This window comes from uncultured Methanospirillum sp. (genome assembly GCF_963668415.2).
Taxonomy (GTDB): Archaea; Halobacteriota; Methanomicrobia; order Methanomicrobiales; family Methanospirillaceae; genus Methanospirillum.
Map to the genome: position 1 here is coordinate 583,572 of NZ_CAXXDL010000001.1, position 17,774 is coordinate 601,345.

A 17,774-nucleotide genomic window follows, 5' to 3' on the forward strand; every position below is an offset into this window, starting at 1 on the left:
CATCTTTTTTGAAGAGCGGCACTGTTATTTGTACAGGATGAATTCGCTGGATTCATATATCACAGTCATCCAGTGAGTTATATGAGAAGGGCTCTGATCTTCCTTTGTTTTGTGATCGGTATCACTCTGTTCTCGCATGCATATGCAGAGCAGACTGATACGGACAATGACTCCAGACACCAGGATATGATGGATCTCATCGGAAGAGTATCTGATGAGATAACAACAGGCCTTATGGTGGTCGAACATGAGAACGAGAAGAGTTCAATGGCACTCTCAAGCGGCACACGTGCAGGCGAGAATGCTACCGCAGTCCTGAACAAGAAGGTTGCTTCAATTCCATTTGCCCACTCCTCACTTGTAATAGAGCCTTCAGGACTTGTGACGGCAGCTGCACCGGCAGAGTACCAGAACCTTGTTGGCGTCTATCTCAACGATTCTGCAGTTACAACCGCACATGCAAAGAAGGAACCAGTACTGAGTGACATCTTCCTTCTCAAAGAGGGATTTTATGGTGTTTCGTTCAGTTATCCGATCTTCTCGTCAGAGAATGAGTACCTGGGTTATACCGATGTCACCTTCAGACCAGAAGAGTTCCTGAGGCAGTACATCATTCCTCTCGTCGAGCAGAAGAGGTATGATATCATGATCGTCCAGCCCAACGGACAGATCGTGTACGAGAGCAATGAAGAAGAGATTGGCAGGGATGCCCTGACTGATCCCCTGTATTCTGATCCAACTCTCCACCAGGCTGCAATGAACATAACAGCACAGAAGTCAGGTGTCACGTCGTACCAGTTCTGGAATAAGAACTGGGATAAGTCAGTGCTGAGAGAGGCGGTCTGGGATACTCTGGAGTATGATAACCAGAAGTGGCGAATAGTTGTTATCGGTGACATTGACGAGTCACAACCTGATGCAGTCCTGACAAATGAAAAACCGGGCAGCGAGAACCCTGACCTCAACAGCTCGATTGCTTCACTGAATGCCTTCATGGCTAATGCCACTGATTTTGCAGCAGAAGAAGGTCAGACAGAGGCCTGCAATGTATTCAATAACCTTTCTGGCCCGTATGTCGCAGGAGATCGATACATCTTCGCCTACGATATGGATGGGACAGCACGTGCACTGCCTTACCAGCCAGGGTTTATCGGAAAGAACAGGATGAATCTCACCGATGTAAACGGATTTGCAATCCTTCCCGCAATGGTTGATCTGGCCAGAGAAGGTGGCGGGTATCTTTACTTTGTCTATCCGAATCCTGCACAGGATTACACCCCAATGCTCAAACTTTTCCAGATCAAACCGGTAGATGAGAACTGGTTCATTGGATCAGGAGTTTATCTTCCAAACTTCAACGCATCAATACCACAACAGAATCTCACCAGCCTTGTAAGCAGGCTGAAAAATGCCACCATTCATGCAGATGATGTCGGAAAGGAGCAGGCAGTTGCTGACTTCAATGACAGAAACGGTACGTATGCTGATGGCGGAGATTACATCTTTGCGTATGGCTATGACGGGACTACCCTCGCTCTCCCCCATCAGCCTGAACTGATCGGCACAGACCGGTCAGATTACACCGACCAGTTCGGATGCCCGATCATCAGAATGGAGATCAATGCAGCAAAGCGAGGCGGCGGATATGTGTATGTGGTCTATGGCAACCCTGATACCGGCAAAAACGAGGTGAAACTCTGTTATGTCAGTCCTGTCGGAGATGACTGGCTCGTTGGGTCGGGGATCTACACCGGACAGAATCTTATTGAGTAAGACCGGATGGCCGGTATAGTACAAGGCCACATTTGAGCAGGGCAGGTACCCTGACCTGCATCATCTCCTGTCTACCAGCCTTTTTGGACGCCCGGGAAGAGTTGAGAGTTCAAGTCCCCCTGGCGGTGTGATATTGAATGTCACAGACAGTGTTCCATCCTTGTAATGCTGAAACATGCCTGGCTTTGCCGCAAAGAACGATTTCAGGAAGGTTTCAGTTATCAGGTCAGTTTCAGACGGTTTCGGGTCTTTTGCCTCCATGCTCACCCGCATCACTGTCTTCTCATCATCACCACCGGAATAGAGGAAAGCCTCGTACTCCCCGGAGAGATACTCCATATTCTCCCTCTGAAACACTCCCCGCTCAATATCAACCCTGTTCAGAGGTGTTCCCTGTACCCAGAAGGTTTCTGCTTCACGTTGGGGACTGTAGATCTTCATATGGGTTCTCCCGCAGGCACATGTATCACGGGAAGTGACAACAGTGGTGTCTTCAGTATCATAGTTGATCAGGATCGTTCCGCACGACTCACCTTCAGGGAGAAGGGTTGTCAGAACGATACGCCCGCATTCACCATCATTGACAAAATCCTTCATCTGATCATCGTAAATGTCCATGTGAACCAGATCTTCGGGAACATGAAGTCCCTGTCTGGCAGAACATTGACCGCACATCGTGCCTTCTGTACTTCCGTAGGTGTTGAAGACATCACAGCCCCACAATTCGGTGAGGTACGCCTTTGACTCTTCAGCATATGCCTCTCCGCCGATGATAAGTCTCTTGATTCCAGAGTCTTCAGGTCTGATGCCTTCTGCCTTCATCTTCTCGGCAAGCCTGAGAAATTTAAAGACACTACCTACGATTCCTGTGGGACGATAGTTCGTAATCACCCTGAGCGGGAAGGTACACTTTCCGGTCGGGATGATGGTAAATCCAATGTTGCGGGCTGCGAGAGTCATGGTGTTTGCACCCACATTCATCCCGTACGATGCACAGACGATAACCCGGTCTCCGGGCCCTATGCCCTGTGATACAAAGATTCGTGCATATTTTTCAGCAAACCGCTTCCAGTCATCCCATGTCAGGAAGTAGCTCTTCGGCACTCCGCTCGTCCCGCTCGTCTCATGAATGGTGAAGATTTTTTCCCAGGATGTACTCTTAAACCCAAACTCCTCCATGTTCGGGGGCTGGTGGGCACGGATATCTGCTCCCGTGATCATCGGAAGTGAGAGGAGATCATCATGGCTGCGAATGGTATCGGGATCTATACGATGTGTTTTAAACCATTTTCTGTAAAAAGGAGAGTGTTCGTTTGCATATGTGACCGTATGATGAATCCGCTCGTCGATGAGATCATCCAGGCTCCCCCGATCCATCGTTTCAAGAGACTCACGGTAGTACCGATTACTGTTCATGGTTCCCCCCTGTTCATCCAGTAGCACTTCGTGGTGACGAGGTGTATATACTTCAGGATATTTACACCTTCAGTATGGCCTGAAGATGTCATTCATTACCGGGCAGAGCACATACCAGAAGGATAAGGAGTTATGAAGATCGGGTATCCCTGCATCAACAGAAGTTTAGAATGCAGTTCAGGGAGAACATTCAGGCTGGCATCGTATTCAGATGAGAGGCTGATTACAACAGTTGCAGGGAATCTGACTTGTCTTAAGAGAATCCTTGAGTGGAACTGTGAGAATAAAATCAGATTCTTCAGAATAACATCAGATATAATTCCCTTTGCGTCACATCCGGTCTGTACTTTTCCCTGGAAAATACACTTTCATGATGAATTGGAAGGGATCGGACACTTCATCAGGGAATCGGGAATGCGGATATCGATGCACCCGGACCAGTTCATCATTCTCAATTCTCCTGATGAAAAGGTGGTGTCGCGGAGTATAGACGAACTCATGTACCATGCCGAACTGCTTGATGGCATGAACCTGGACAGGACTGCAAAGATCCAACTCCATGTCGGTGGTGTCTATGGTGAGGCAGAGCAGAGCATCGCAAGGTTCATCCGCACCTATAAGAGCCTTGATCCGTCCGTACAAAACCGTCTCGTGGTTGAGAACGATGATCAGCGGTTCACAGCTGCCGACTGCCTGAAGATACACGAGGAGACAGGTATACCAATCCTCTTTGATGTTTTTCATCATACCTGCAAGAATTCCGGTGAAGATACCGGGGAGATGCTGAAGATGACAGGTAAAACCTGGAGTCAGAGCGACGGGATACCCATGACTGATTACAGTTCCCAACACCCGGAAAAACGTGCAGGGAGCCATACCGAACATATAGATCCTGATGATTTCAGAAATTTTCTCAGGGTCTCAAGCCCGTTTGATATCGATATCATGCTTGAGATAAAGGACAAGGAGAAGAGTGCAATCGAAGCAGTAGCAATCGCAGGGTCAGATCCCAGGTTCTCCTGATTCATGTGCAGTTCTGAGATCTGAGTGTGGCATACCAACGGTAGAAAAAAAGTTTTCTAATCAATGCCCTTTTGTCAGGAAATACGAGCCGATGCAGAGTGCAAGAATTGCGAGGGCAAGCATAAGAGCATCTGATACGACAACCATCTTCATTGAGATGACATTTTTGAAGAACGCAACGATGAGGATGATGATGATGACCTTGATGATCTTGCTCTTCAGTTCATCAAGCGAGGTTATCTGTAGAAGCGGATGATCCACATCGTCAGCAGAGTCACGGGCGATGTCAATCTTGGAGATGATCAGTTCATACAGACCAAAACTGAAGATCAGGAAGAAGACCGCGATCAGGTAGAGATCGAGTGCACCGATAAAATCCTTTAAAATATCCTCGTTGCTTATCATCTCGTGATTTGTGATGATTCCCGGAGCAGTGAGGATTATCTCCTTTACAGGGGTCAGGATCTCCAGTGTTCCCATGATGAAGAGTGCAATGGATGCAAAACCGCAGAAGAAAACTGCCAGAAGGGTGATGTACCTGAACTTCCAGAGCCAGTACTCGATTGGGTTCAGAACCCTGGATTCAAAATCCTTCTCAAGATGCTGATTAATACCTTTAATCATGATTGTCCTGAAAATTCTTGGAGAGAAGGGAGTTAAGGTTTGTGATATCGGTCTCTTTTTTTCCAGTAAAAATCCAACCCGGTGGGCAGGTCAGACAGAGTGAAAAATTGATCCACCTCATAGCCCGGTGGTAAGATGTGGATACATAAAAAATGGCATGTATGTAACGAAATGATATAAGGACGGTATTTGTAAAATATATACGACAATTAATAAAACATACTATCACTTTCGCACTGTTTATCAAACCTATTTATACCAAACAGTAAGACTCTCTGCAGGAACCGGATCTAAAGCCAGGTTCATCAAGAGGAATAATCGTGATCAAGTACCATTCAGTGGTTTTAATCTGCAGGGACATGCAGATCAGCCGCACATTTTACCAGGAACTCTTTGATCTTACCATAGAACTTGAGATCGAGGGGCTAACAACCTTCATTGGAGGAATATCACTCTGGGACCGGGCGTTTGCATCAGGGCTCCTGTACAAAGGAGCAGAGATTTCAAAACCACCAGAGAGGCCCGCTCAAGAGATCTACTTTGAAACAGATGAGATCGATGAATTCTTCAGCAGGATCACCAGCCGAGGGGTAAAACTTCTTCACCCGATCGAGAAGACTCCCTGGCAGCAGAGGACTGTGCGGTTCTTTGATCCTGACGAGAATCTGATCGAAGTTGGAGAGTCCATGGAAGAGGTGATCAGAAGAATTGCACGGGAGGGACACACACCTGAAGAGGTTGCTGACCTGACCTTTATGCCGATTGAGATCATCAGGGCGGTTCTGACCCAGGAACTGTCACAGTAAAACCATAACGAAGAAGATTTCACTATTAAAAACCCAGACGATACTATGAGCACAATAAACGGAGTCTGCCAGAGCTGTGGAATGCCATTTGCTTCACCTGCTGATTTGGGCACCGAAGCGGATGGAACACCCTCGGCACAGTACTGTACCTACTGCTACCAGAACGGAAAATTTACTGAGCCTGATTCAACAGTAGACCAGATGGCAGAGAAGGCAGGGGCAATCATCTCACAGATGTTTGAGATGCCCCTTGACAAGGCAAAGGAGCTGAGCAGGACACAGATTCAGAACCTGGTCCGCTGGAGCGGTAGAGTCATCCCAACATGCGAGAGCTGTGGAATGCACCTCGTTTCAGACCAGGATGCAGGAACCGAGAAGGACGGAACACCGAGCACCCGGTACTGTACATACTGTTATCAGAAAGGAGCTTTTACTGAACCGGAACTTACCAAAGAGACCATGATACAGAAGTATGCCGCGATGTTTGCAGCTCAGAATGGTATGCCTGTTGAAAAAGCAGAACAGATGGTAAGCCAGTTCACCAGTACTCTCCCCAGATGGCAGTAACTCAATCCCTTTTTTTGAGCGGACGTTAATAAAATACTTTTTTTGTGGTAGAAACACGGAGTTCAACTTCACTGTAAACCAGATCCTATCCAAGAGCGTAGAGGAACGGGTTTTGTGGATGATCCAAGCGATACCATAGGGAGCATAGGTATCCATTAGAATGAAGTGAACCTCGTCTCAACCCCAGACGCGAATGAGAACAGAGATTCCTGTTCTGCTACAAAAGTCAACTCTTTTGACCAGAATAAGCCGGTTAACAAGATCAATCCGCTCTACTGGCAGCATATTGGTGAAGTTGTCAACAAGGATTGTAAACTCTCTCCAATCTACCGGTTTTAACGAAGACATCAGGAATTTTTGTGTCTGGTAATTAGGTCAGCACAACTGTTATCTAACGGAGGAACGGGTGCAGCGAACAAAGCCACGTAGAGTCAGACACGGATTCACCCAGATATCTCTGCACAGGCTGAGATAAAGACTTCAAAAGAGCGGGGGGCGACCTCCCGACAGTCGGGAGGCCTGAAATGTGAGTGTTTGATCAGGTTTATCTGGTGGTATATCAGGACATGGCAGTCCACGTATATCGGAGGAATTTAGGATCAGGCAGTGACCTTCTTTGCTATCTCCTTACCTGCTGCAAAGGCCTTATCCAGTTCACTCTCATCAGGCACATAGAGGACCTCCATGCCATCAACAACGGTGAATCCTGCGGTCTTGAGTTCTTCTGCAACCATCTTAATCGCTCCGCCCTTTCCACCCATTGACCCGAAGGTCAGGGCAAACCGCTCGCCGGTCCGGTTAAAGTGCAGACCCTTAAGGTAGTACAATAGATCACCGATGCTCGGGTACGGCATGTCATTGATCGTTGGAATCCCGACCATGATAGCCTTTGACTCAAGGATATGCTTGACGATCTCAGAGCGTTCGTCCTCATGAAGGTTGAAAACCTTCACATCACATCCACCAGCCATTGCTCCTTCGGCAAGGGCATGACCGAGCATCTTGGTCGAGCCGTGCATCGTGTCGTAGATGATGGTGACCTTCTTCTTCATCCCGGCACCGGTAGCCCAGCCAACATACGCACTGATGATCTTCGAGGGATCAGTCCAGATCTGACCGTGTGACGGGGCGATCATCTTCACCTTGCTGAGCAGGTCAAGGTTGGTCAGCTCGGTTGCCTTCTTGAGGAAGAGCGGGGTGAGCGGGACTATCAGGTTTGCATAGAACTTCTGGGCTGCATCCATCAGGATGTACTCAGGAATATCGGTGTCAAGTCTTTCTGCAAAGCAGAGATGCTGACCGAACGCATCGTTCGGGAAGAGAATCCCGTCTTCAGCATAGAGGGTGAACATAGAGTCAGGCCAGTGAAGCAGGGGAGCTTCTACAAAGGCAAGGGTCTTGCCCCCGATGTCAAGGGTCTCTCCGGTCTTGACATTCTTGTATGTTGCGTCCTTGAGAGCCGGGTAGTGCCGGATAAGCCCATTCTGGCAGATCTCAGTACAATAGATCGGTGCATTCGGGAAGCGTTTGTGAACCTCCACAAGCCCGCCGGAGTGATCCTTCTCGACATGGTTCTGCACGATGACATCGATCTTAAGATCTTTTCCTTCACGGGCACATGCATCAGCTATCCGTCCCCACATCTGTGCGGTCTGACCCGGATAGACGTTGTCGATGAGAACGGTCTTCTCGCCGAAGAGGAGGAAACAGTTGTACGAGGTTCCGTCCAGTGTGTATCCGTGGTAGGTTCTGAGGTCCCAGTCAAGAGTTCCGACCCAGTATACACCATCAGCGATCTTGTATGCTTCAGCTTTCATGATTGATTCTCCATTCGTATTACTGCGAACATTCTATTACATGCGAACGAGTATAAAGGTTGCGATCAAATATCTGTATGTGAACCTGGCTGGTGTCATTGAGAACCATGAACCTGAGGGTGAGGTCACCCTCTACTCAACAAAGACGAGTGTTGTCGCGATAGACAGCCTGATCAAGCGGCGTATTATCAGAATAATTTCAGAGGGTGAGATCTCGTTCGATGAGATCGTCTCACGAACAGGCAAAGCGAAATCAACGATATCAGTGCACCTTCGTGACCTTGAGACCGCAGGCCTCATCAGGTCGCGACCTGATCCCGATGACCACCGGAGAAGACTCCTCTCCATGATATCAGAGCCCATCGGACGGCTCACGAACACAGATCGCAAGACAGCCCAGAGGCACATCCATGAAGAGGAAGGGAGACTTCCCTTCACCGAAGGAGACATCGCATCCTTCTTCAGTTACACGCTCCGGGTCTTCAGAACCGAGGCGATGAACCTTGGAATGAATATCGATCCTATCCTCCACAGGTCAGGGAAACGGATCGGAAGAGCACTTGCCCCGCTGGTTGCTGATCAGACAATTGCCGGAAAAGTCGGGAAGATGGATACGTTCTGGCAGTCATACGGACTTGGAAAAATAACCCTCATCTCTGATGAACCGCTCACCCTGAAGGTTGAAGGCTGTTTTGAATGCCAGGAGTTGCCTGTGACCGGGCATGGATCATGTGCCTTTGACATCGGTGTTCTCTCATCCATCTTCTCAGAAGAGTTCCAGGACAGACCCGAGGTTGTCGAGGTGGAATGCTACTCCTCGGGTTTTGATCACTGCACCTTTGTCATAACCAGGCGTGAACAGCCAGGGCAGGAGGATAATGTCCATGAACAGGTGGAAAATTTGGGAAGTGTTATTACCCCTGAAGGGGTACAATAAACCGTATTCTTTCTGCAGATCATCTGTTCTGCTGCTCTTTTCTAAAATTTGCCGGGCTTCATGGCGTTTATTGGGGGTCCATTATGACGGGAACTACCACAACCACTACCAGTAATCATCAGACTAATCTGACTCATGACATTCCGCGAACGATGAGCACGCAGCATCCCGACAACGTCACCACCCCGTTCTTTGCAGCTAACCCGGAACTGAGCGGTGAAGATGAGGTCCGGGAGGCGTTTTACATCTTCTCCCACCTCGGCTGTCGCGAGCAGATGTGGGATTGTGAAGGAAAGGAAGTCGACAACTTTGTTGTCAAAAAGCTCCTCTCCCGTTACCCTGAGTACTTCCACAAGAACCAGCTCGGAAAGAACAGGCTCCTTACCCTGAGAGTTCCGAACCCCGAGTTCGAACGGGCAGAGGCGAAGATCCTGCTTGAGACACTCGGGTCAATCCCAAGATCCTACGACATTGCATCCCTCTTCTACGGGGATGAGACACCACCGATCTTCGAGGTCATCCTCCCGATGACCACCTCGTATTCATCGATCGACAACATATACCAGTATTACCGGGATTTCGTGGTCGGGCAGCAGCATCAGCGGCTTGGCGGAAGGGACAGCACCATTGCAGACTGGATAGGCTCATTTCATCCTGACCGGATCAATGTCATCCCGCTCTTTGAAGACAGGGACGGGATGCTCAATGCTGCTTCTATCGTCAGAAGATACATGCAGGACAAAAATCTCCCGTACCAACGTGTGTTTTTGGCACGTTCTGATCCCGCTGTCAACTATGGCCAGATTGGAGCAATCCTGCTGAACAAAATAGCACTCTGGAATCTGTCTAAACTATCTGACGAGACCGGGGTTCCGATCTGTCCGATTATCGGGGCAGGATCGGCACCGTTCAGGGGAAACCTGAGACCAGACACGGTACAGCGGGTTGTGCAGGAGTACCCCGGAGCCTACACCTTCACCATACAGTCTGCATTCAAGTATGACTACCCACTGAGCGAAGCAGCAGAAGGTATCAGGTTCCTGGAGGAGCGAAGCATTGAACCTGCAACATATATCGATGAGGAAGAGTCACTCATACTCCTTGACCGGTACTCGGCAGAGTACCAGAAGCAGATCATTGCACTTGCACCGATGATCAACCGGATAGCAGGACACATTCCCGGTCGGCGGAAGAGAAAACTGCATATAGGGCTCTTCGGGTACTCAAGAAGTATGGGCGAGGTATCACTGCCCCGTGCCATCACCGTGACTGCTGCCCTGTACTCGATTGGGATACCACCTGAGATCCTTGGCATGAATGCACTCACACCCGATGATATCGCATTTCTGAAGAGTACGTATGTCAATTTCGAGTCAGATATGGCTGATGCGGTACGGTTCCTCAACCCTGATTCTGTCTTCCTCCCACAGGGAGTCGCCCAGGCTGTAGAAGAGATCGTTCCGATAAGACCTGACCCGGAGCACCAGGAGATCGCACGCAGGATAGAGAAAGGGCTTGCTGCGTGCCAGATGGAGAGTTTCACCGATCTCATCCTGCAGGCAGGACACATCAGAAAGTTCCTTGGATAAGGAACTTTTCTTCATGTTCCAATTATTAAGAAGCCCTAAAGGGAGGGCTGTAATTCTTTTCAGGTCTGTAAGAATTCTTTATGTTTAAACCGTTTTCAAGCATATACCATACCGACAATGATCAATACGGAGACGTTCAGAACTGATTCTCTCTTCAGAATTCCTGAACTCATCCTGTTTTCAGGCATGATCATATGCCTTCTCGGTCTTCTTGGGATCATCACCCCTGCCCTGTATCCGGCTGCTCCGGTCGCGGGATTACTCTGCGGGTTCTGGCTTTCAGGATACGCAGTGATGACGATCCTGTTTCCATACACTGCCTCGGGCGAGAGGGTTGTGACGGTGATCGGAAGCATCCTCAGCAGCATAACCTTTCTCACGCTCAGTGCCCTGGCCTGTGAATTCTCAGGAAAAGATGCATTCTCTGATTCACCTGTGCCGCAGGTAACTCCGTTCTTCACATCAATTATCCTGCTTTACTCTACGTTTTTTGTGCTGATGGCCCTTATCGTGGTCTTCTCACGGTCAGACAGGACGACGATACCCGAGTTCTTCATCGAAGCGGGGTCTGGTTTGAAGAGCCGGATACCGCCCATTCTTGCAGCGGCTGCGTTAATACTTCTGTTTTGTGGTGCAGCAGCATGGATTTTATCAGCCACAGAGCCCAGAGAGGTCACGGAGGTATGGCTGCTCAATGCAAATGGGACAGCAGAAGATTACCCGTCATCAGTCCATGCAGGAGAAAAATTCACCAGCATCATTGGGATTCACAGCCAGGAGAAAGGATATACCACATTTATCCTGACGACATCTGTACAGAACAGGACTGTTAATTCGAGGACACTTGGGCTTGCAGAAGGGGAGAAGGCAGAGTTCCTGGTCACCATCGATCAGGTTTCGGGAACTCCGGGTGAAACAGTCAGGATCAGGTACGATCTCTTCAGGGGAGAGAACCAGAATACAACCCCGTACCGGAGTGTGTCAGAAGGTATCAGAATACTATGAACGACAGAACTACTCTTCTTCTCTGCTTTGCAAGTTGTATAGCAGCGGCACTTATCCTGCTCCTCTCACGGGCGTATCCATCTCTTGCTCCGATATCTCTGATCTTCATCGGACTGGCGGTCTGGTTCTGCACAAACAGCCAGAGGCCGGGGTTCTGCCTTGTCACAGTTGCAGCAACGACAACCCTCGTCCTTGTGTTCAGATTTCCGTACCTAACCTGGGGTGATCCCTGGCAGGATTATGAATCGGTATGGGAGGTGATTGTCCAGGGATCGACTGCAGCTGCAGGATATCGTCTTCAGCAGCCGGTTTTCCCGGTAATAGTATCAGCATTTTCCGGGTTTTTATCCATCCACCCAATGCTTGCACAGAAGATGATTGTACCCCTTGTAGGATCACTCTCGGTCTCAATCCTGTACTTCATAGGCCGCGAATACACTGATCGGACAACTGCACTTACAGCCTCACTCATCTACCTCTCAAGCATTCCTTACCTGCACTGGGCGTCGCAGGGCGTCAGAGAGGCGCTTGGAATCCCGTTCTTCCTTTTATCAATATACTTTTCCCACCGGGCAGTGAGAACCGGACGGGTGTCAGACATATTGCTCTCGTTCTGCATGATATCAGGGCTCATCCTTGCCCATCACCAGTCTGCGTTCATGTTCTCGGTCATATTCCCGGTTATGACCCTGGCAGAGATCTACCTCTTCAGATCAGATGCCAGAATTAAGAGAGAGGCAGGGATCATCTGTCTGATCCTCGGATTTTCACTTCTGGTTATGCTGACATGGTGGAGATACAGACTCAGTTTCATATATATCTCCTTTATTCATGACATAAACAAGATTACACCCTTCCACAGCATACCTGGGATTGTTCAGGTCATAGGCTTATTCCTGCTTTTTATCTGCTTTGCATACCTCCCGTCCATCTGCCCGGGAGTTACAAGACCACTTCGCTATCTGATGCACTGGGTATCAAAACGGGTATGGATCCTCCAGGTGGGAGGTTTTTTTATCGCGATCGGAGGAGTGGTTCTTCTGGTCACATCCCTTGCAGGATACTCATTTCTTGCGGTCAGATACCCGGTTCCGATGATTTTTGCAGGTGTCCTCATTCTGATACTGGCCCTCATAGGAGTACCGGAGTTTCTTACATCAAAGCGTTTTCCTCTTCTGCTTTTTGCTGCCGTTCCCCTGATATTGCTGGGTATCGGTCTCACACGGGCCATACCGGGAATTGAACTCCTGTGGAACAGCCAGATCGATCCACTCAGGTTTCTGGGATATCTCTGGCCTCCTGTTGCCCTGATGGCAGGAGCAGGAATCATCAGGTTATTCCGCACAGACAGGCAGTGGCAACTCGGGGTTACCATCATCTTCCTCTTCATGCTCACTACAACCTTTCCATCCATCGTCATGATGGGAACGTCGTTTGAGAAGGGGACTATCTGGTATGACAACCGGAGCCTGGTGATATCTCATCCTGAAACAGAGATCCAGGCCGTCGAATGGTTTGGAAACGAGAAGACAAACGGAATCCTGACATCAGACAGGTATGCATTCTCTGTTGCACGGTGGCTGAATACCCAGGAAAGCAGTGTAAAAGAACCGGTAGAGAGACCATCACCCAATTCCAGGTATGAGTACTGGCTGCTCACCTCACGGATGGACACATATGCAAATTTTGTTGAGTGGATCACTCAGGTACCCCATCCGGTAACCGCCGGTGAACGTCAGATGATGGATGATCAGTCGGTCAGAATGTACGATAACGGTGATGCTGTTTTATACAGAAACCGGGGTTCAGGTCAAAACTGACTCTGAATAGGATCATCACCCCTTGATACCTTTATGCCTCTGCCATGCAATACGTCAAGCAATAGATATCTGTACTGCTACAGGGTCTAGTGCGAATGTTCACAGGTAGGTGGGGATGATGTCAGAGCGGAATGGTAAACCAGCGAAGTACAACAGGATCGATCTCTCTTTTTTCACCAACAACGGGGGGATGAGATCCAACAACGAGGACAGTCTCCTCCTTGATGGTTTACTCATATCAGACAGATCGATGGAGAAACCACTCTCTCACCAGACTGTAGGACCCGATATCACATGCTGCATTGCAGACGGAATCGGTGGAGCAGAGAAGGGAGAGGTGGCAAGCAACCTTGTCCTTTCAGCACTCAGGGATAACGCAACCCTGATCACAGACACTGATTCGCTTTCCTCAGCCCTTTCAGAGGGAAAAGAAGCCCTGGAACAGTATGTGCAGGAGCACCCGGAGGCAGCTGACCTGGGATGCACCCTTGCCGGGATCTGCATCAGGGGGGACTCAGCCATCGTGTTTAACGCAGGAGACTGCAGGGTATACAGGATCAACGGCACCTACTTTGAACAAATAACCCGGGACCACTCGGTTGTCCAGAGCCTGTATGAGGAGGGCATCATCACCGAGGAGGAGATGCGGTTCCATCCGAAGAGAAACGTGGTCACCTCCTCGGTGTCTGGTGATGGAAACCCGGACTCGATTAAACTCTTCACCACAGAAATTCAGGTCAAAGATTCTGACATCTTCTTTATCTGTTGTGACGGTATATGGGGGTGCTTTTCGCATGATGAACTCGAACTCATCTACCAGCGGTTCAAAGGAATTGAATTTTGTGAAAAACTCATGGGAGCAGCAGTAGCCAGGAAGGCCTCAGATAACATCTCTGCAATCCTCATTCAGATATCACCGGCATGAATCCGCAACCTGGCGATCCCCCCACCATCAGAGAGAGTACCATCCCTGACACACGGAGAGGAGACACCGGAGCCCGGAATATCGTTGAGTATACCGAGCCAAAGCCGATTAGTGGTGAATTCCAGGGATACCGTCTGATCAGACAGTTTCCTGCTGCAGGCGGGGAGGCTGACATCTGGCTCATTCACAATGACACAGGATACGGGGTTCTTAAACACTACCGGCTCGGGATCGAGCCGAAACGTGATATTCTCGAAAAAGTCGCCGGGATCTCACGGCAGAATCCCCGGCACCTGATAAGAATTTATTCGCACGGGTTTGACCAGGTTACCAAACGATGGTACGAGATCCAGGAGTATGCGGGAAACGGATCGCTCAAGGACCTTATCAGGGATCACAGCATCGGGATGGTCCAGTTCAGGACCATCATCGAAGAGATCGTTGAAGGGCTTGAGTCCCTTCACGGTTCAGGAATCCTTCATCTCGACCTGAAACCTTCAAACATCCTGATCAGAAGCCTGCGACCGCTGAACCTGATCCTCATCGACTTCGGGATATCAACGCTGCTACAGGAGGAGTTCTCACGGCAGATCACGACCACGAAAGGGACCCCGATGTACTGGGCACCAGAACAGCTCGGAAACGTGGTCGGAAAAGAGGCTGACTACTGGGCTCTCGGGGTTATGGCACTTGAGATAATCATGCACAGACATCCCTTCGAAGGGATGAACCATAATGTCATTCTTGCCACCCTCTCAACGAGAGGAATCCAGATTCCGGCAGATATCCCGCATAAGACCGCGATACTATTGAAAGGGCTTCTGACCAGGAACCCACGCAGGCGATGGGGATACAAAGAGGTCTCTGCATGGATTGCCGGCAGGCAGAACATCCCTGTCTTTTATGAGGTTGAACTCTCTGCAGGCAGGGATAAAGATCTGTACGAGTTCAGAGGTGAGCAGTATGCAAGCCTGCAGGATCTCTGGTACGCCCTGATCAGCGATCCCGAGTCATGGGAAGATGCCAAGCGTCACATCGGACGTGGATACCTTAATCGCTGGCTTGAGAAGATAGAACAGTATGGCCAGGCAGTTGAGATCGAGAAGTATGCCGAGCAGTACCCTGACGAGGATGAACGGCTCCTCTACCTCGCTGCTCATTTTAACCCGTCTGTCCCGTTCACATTTCTTGGAAAACTCCTGGACGTCTTAAGCATTGCAGGATATCTGGACCGGTACATCAGCCACCAGAACGATGAACGCGAGAAAAGGATCATCTCGATGCTCTTTTCAGGTGAACTCAACCGAATCTACAGGACCTTTTCAGAGATCGCAGAAAGCCCTGATGAGGCATCGCAGATCTCCCGGATGTTTGCCTGGATCTCATCAAACCCCCGGGGAACCGATGAGAAGCGACAGTTATATGAGTTTCTTAGCGTTCTGAAAGAACGGGAGGAACTTGGAATCCCTAAAGAATGGGATACAAAAGCAGTCCTCAGAATAGCAGAGATCAGGGATCTCTTCCTCAGGCACGGGTACGATGCCGACTCAATGCGGGTTCAGGAGGAATTAATGACAGCCTGCAGACATGCTCTTCAGTCAGAATCGATTGAGCCCGATCTTCTTGTCGCACTTGCAGCAGCAGCGGAAGATGCAGGACTCTCCGAGTTCGTCTCACCCTGCCTGAAAAAGGCTGCATCGGCTGACATCAGGGTAATCAGCCTGCTCTTTAGCAGGAAGAAAGGGATACTCAGGTTCAAACTTTACAAGCGGATGAGGATGGATTATGAGAAGAACCTCTACTCTCTCTCATCAGACCCCTGGAGAGAGAGTTCAGGTTTCTGGCAGAGTCAGTTCTCAGCTTTGGAGAATGAAGAAACACTTCCTCTCGTGGTTTCCGTTGCCGAGCGGCTCATCGAGATACACGAGTCACCGGCCCTGGGTTATGCGATGCGGGGGATTGCATTGTCAAAGATGGGTCGGGTGAAGGAAGCAGAGTTCTTCCTCACCCATCCAACCGTCCAGTCGTCACAGGATCCCGAGGTCTGGCAGATCCTTGGCGGGTTCCATACGGCTGCAGGGCGTATCGAGGATGCCAGGCAGGCATTCCAAAAAGGGCTTGCAATCGAGAAGGATCACCCCGGACTGCTCCACGGGCTGATGAAGCTCACCGGTTCACAGAAGAATCATATCCAGGTTCTTGATATCTGCGACGAAGCGCTTACCAGTAATCCAGATAACCCGGAGTTACTGATCAAAAAGGCTGATGCACTCTTTGCCATCGGAAGAATCAGTGAAGCGACAGAAGCATACAGGCGGTACCTCACGCTCTCACCGAAAGACTCTACAGTCAGGATCTGTATTGCACGCTGTCAGATCAAACTCAAACAGAACAACGAGGCAGAAGAGTCACTAAAGCCCCTGCTTGAACAGGGTACGACCGATCCCCAGGCATTCCGCCTCAAGGCCTATCTTCTGTTGATTGCCGGAAAGATCCGCGAGGCGATAAAATACCTTGACAAAGCACTAGAACTCGGGCCTGGTGACCTGTGGACCATAAGGATAAAGGCTGATGCCCATATCGCTGCAAAGGAGTTCGGGCCTGCTCTCCGCTGCATCAGGGAGATTCTGGAGAAGGATCCTGATAACCTGCTTGTATGGGAGAAACAGGGAAAGATACTTTTGTCACTTGGATTTTTCGCACTTTCAGGTGAGTCATTGAAACGGGCAGCCGCAGGCGGGAGAAGATCGGCAGATCTCTGCATTCAGTACGGTGATGCTTTGAGACTTGCAGAAGATCTGCGGTATGGATCACCGAAAGATGCCGGAGAAATTACAGGAAACCCGCTCAAATGGCGGACAAGTCCCCTCTACCTGGACCTCTGGGAGCCTGAAGATATCTCTGCCAGCCAGGTTGAGCGTCTGATGAAGGCATCAGAATGGTACGACCGTGCTCTCTCACTCGGGGCAGATGATTCTTCAATCAGGAACAGAAAGGGAATAATCGCTGCTCTTCTCGGAGACTATGATGGTGCCCGGGCTGCCTTCAGGGAGGCAGCAGATACACAGAAGATGCAGCCTGCATACCGGACTAACCTTGCTGCCGTGTATGTTCTGATCGGAGAGAAGGAGAAGGGATCAGGAATCTTTCTGCAGGGTATGAGCCGGTTTTCAAAGATGGCCTACTTCCTGGACCAGTGTGCAGGAATGTACTTCAGTCATATTGATGATCCAGAGACTGCCCTGGATCTCAGTTCACAGGCGGTAAAAGCTAATACTGGCAGGGACCCCCTTATTCTGTACCATCATTACCTGGCACTCTCCAGGATGAACCAGCTGGAAAAGGCACGGGAGACTCTGCAGATGATAAAACGGATTGATCCATGGTATCAGGTGCCGGGATCTGATCCATCATGATCCTCCCCATACAGACCAATCAGCATTTGTCAGAATGAGGCAGAGCACAATGCTCA

General features: G+C 49.6%; 14 protein-coding genes. 11 read left to right on the forward strand and 3 right to left on the reverse strand.

Features of this window, described 5'->3' with window-relative positions; translation table 11 throughout:
* The first annotated feature begins 81 nt into the window (after positions 1-81).
* On the forward strand, positions 82-1,773 hold the full coding sequence (locus ACHZA2_RS02705) for a cache domain-containing protein (protein ID WP_319578437.1): 1,692 nt from the start codon (positions 82-84) through the stop codon (positions 1,771-1,773).
* Positions 1,774-1,833: 60 nt separating this feature from the next.
* Here ACHZA2_RS02705 and ftsA read toward each other — a convergent pair whose 3' ends face one another.
* Positions 1,834-3,189, reverse strand: coding sequence for a coenzyme F390 synthetase (ftsA, locus tag ACHZA2_RS02710; protein ID WP_319578438.1), 1,356 nt, complete (start codon positions 3,187-3,189; stop codon positions 1,834-1,836).
* A 132-nt stretch (positions 3,190-3,321) separates the two neighbouring features.
* On the opposite strand from ftsA, the gene uvsE reads away from it, so the two are divergent.
* On the forward strand, positions 3,322-4,212 hold the full coding sequence (gene uvsE / locus ACHZA2_RS02715) for a UV DNA damage repair endonuclease UvsE (protein WP_319578439.1): 891 nt from the start codon (positions 3,322-3,324) through the stop codon (positions 4,210-4,212).
* Between the two features lie 60 nt (positions 4,213-4,272).
* Here uvsE and ACHZA2_RS02720 read toward each other — a convergent pair whose 3' ends face one another.
* Complete coding sequence (locus ACHZA2_RS02720) at positions 4,273-4,836, reverse strand: YqhA family protein (RefSeq protein WP_319540324.1); 564 nt, start codon at positions 4,834-4,836, stop codon at positions 4,273-4,275.
* A 338-nt stretch (positions 4,837-5,174) separates the two neighbouring features.
* Between ACHZA2_RS02720 and ACHZA2_RS02725 the strand changes: the two genes are divergently transcribed.
* From ACHZA2_RS02725 to ACHZA2_RS02735, 3 genes are all read left to right on the forward strand, one after another.
* The gene (locus ACHZA2_RS02725; protein ID WP_394698635.1) at positions 5,175-5,642 is read left to right on the forward strand and encodes a VOC family protein; all 468 of its coding nucleotides are present in this window, start codon (positions 5,175-5,177) and stop codon (positions 5,640-5,642) included.
* A gap of 45 nt (positions 5,643-5,687) precedes the next feature.
* Positions 5,688-6,209, forward strand: coding sequence for a zinc ribbon domain-containing protein (locus ACHZA2_RS02730; protein ID WP_319578441.1), 522 nt, complete (start codon positions 5,688-5,690; stop codon positions 6,207-6,209).
* 165 nt (positions 6,210-6,374) lie between these two features.
* Entirely contained in the window at positions 6,375-6,548 is a 174-nt protein-coding gene (locus tag ACHZA2_RS02735; RefSeq protein WP_319578442.1) for a hypothetical protein, read from the forward strand.
* Between the two features lie 260 nt (positions 6,549-6,808).
* On the opposite strand, the gene ACHZA2_RS02740 is transcribed toward ACHZA2_RS02735, so the two are convergent.
* Positions 6,809-8,026, reverse strand: a complete 1,218-nt coding sequence (locus tag ACHZA2_RS02740; protein ID WP_319578443.1) for an FprA family A-type flavoprotein — start codon at positions 8,024-8,026, stop codon at positions 6,809-6,811.
* Positions 8,027-8,066: 40 nt separating this feature from the next.
* Here ACHZA2_RS02740 and ACHZA2_RS02745 point away from each other — a divergent pair, with 40 nt between their 5' ends.
* The 6 genes from ACHZA2_RS02745 (at position 8,067) to ACHZA2_RS02770 (ending at position 17,718) form a co-directional block, all read left to right on the forward strand.
* The gene (locus tag ACHZA2_RS02745; RefSeq protein ID WP_394698467.1) at positions 8,067-8,963 is read left to right on the forward strand and encodes a V4R domain-containing protein; all 897 of its coding nucleotides are present in this window, start codon (positions 8,067-8,069) and stop codon (positions 8,961-8,963) included.
* Between the two features lie 83 nt (positions 8,964-9,046).
* A complete protein-coding gene (gene ppcA, locus ACHZA2_RS02750; protein WP_319578445.1) occupies positions 9,047-10,552 on the forward strand; it encodes a phosphoenolpyruvate carboxylase in 1,506 nt (501 codons plus the stop codon).
* Between the two features lie 117 nt (positions 10,553-10,669).
* Positions 10,670-11,557 (forward strand): DUF1616 domain-containing protein, encoded by an 888-nt coding sequence (locus tag ACHZA2_RS02755; RefSeq protein WP_319578446.1) that lies wholly within the window; start codon positions 10,670-10,672, stop codon positions 11,555-11,557.
* On the forward strand, positions 11,554-13,377 hold the full coding sequence (locus ACHZA2_RS02760) for a glycosyltransferase family 39 protein (protein ID WP_319578447.1): 1,824 nt from the start codon (positions 11,554-11,556) through the stop codon (positions 13,375-13,377). The genes ACHZA2_RS02755 and ACHZA2_RS02760 overlap by 4 nt, the downstream gene beginning before the upstream one ends.
* A 115-nt stretch (positions 13,378-13,492) precedes the next feature.
* A complete protein-coding gene (locus tag ACHZA2_RS02765) occupies positions 13,493-14,302 on the forward strand; it encodes a PP2C family serine/threonine-protein phosphatase (RefSeq protein ID WP_319578448.1) in 810 nt (269 codons plus the stop codon).
* Entirely contained in the window at positions 14,299-17,718 is a 3,420-nt protein-coding gene (locus tag ACHZA2_RS02770; RefSeq protein WP_319578449.1) for a tetratricopeptide repeat protein, read from the forward strand. The genes ACHZA2_RS02765 and ACHZA2_RS02770 overlap by 4 nt, the downstream gene beginning before the upstream one ends.
* Positions 17,719-17,774 lie beyond the last annotated feature (56 nt).

Bases quoted from the DNA above. Each gene is read 5' to 3' on its own strand.
- ACHZA2_RS02705 (WP_319578437.1), top strand. From the start codon at position 82: ATGAGAAGGGCTCTGATCTTCCTTTGTTTTGTGATCGGTATCACTCTG.
- ftsA (WP_319578438.1), bottom strand. From the start codon at position 3,189: ATGAACAGTAATCGGTACTACCGTGAGTCTCTTGAAACGATGGATCGG.
- uvsE (WP_319578439.1), top strand. From the start codon at position 3,322: ATGAAGATCGGGTATCCCTGCATCAACAGAAGTTTAGAATGCAGTTCA.
- ACHZA2_RS02720 (WP_319540324.1), bottom strand. From the start codon at position 4,836: ATGATTAAAGGTATTAATCAGCATCTTGAGAAGGATTTTGAATCCAGG.
- ACHZA2_RS02730 (WP_319578441.1), top strand. From the start codon at position 5,688: ATGAGCACAATAAACGGAGTCTGCCAGAGCTGTGGAATGCCATTTGCT.
- ACHZA2_RS02740 (WP_319578443.1), bottom strand. From the start codon at position 8,026: ATGAAAGCTGAAGCATACAAGATCGCTGATGGTGTATACTGGGTCGGA.
- ACHZA2_RS02745 (WP_394698467.1), top strand. From the start codon at position 8,067: ATGCGAACGAGTATAAAGGTTGCGATCAAATATCTGTATGTGAACCTG.
- ppcA (WP_319578445.1), top strand. From the start codon at position 9,047: ATGACGGGAACTACCACAACCACTACCAGTAATCATCAGACTAATCTG.
- ACHZA2_RS02755 (WP_319578446.1), top strand. From the start codon at position 10,670: ATGATCAATACGGAGACGTTCAGAACTGATTCTCTCTTCAGAATTCCT.
- ACHZA2_RS02760 (WP_319578447.1), top strand. From the start codon at position 11,554: ATGAACGACAGAACTACTCTTCTTCTCTGCTTTGCAAGTTGTATAGCA.
- ACHZA2_RS02765 (WP_319578448.1), top strand. From the start codon at position 13,493: ATGATGTCAGAGCGGAATGGTAAACCAGCGAAGTACAACAGGATCGAT.
- ACHZA2_RS02770 (WP_319578449.1), top strand. From the start codon at position 14,299: ATGAATCCGCAACCTGGCGATCCCCCCACCATCAGAGAGAGTACCATC.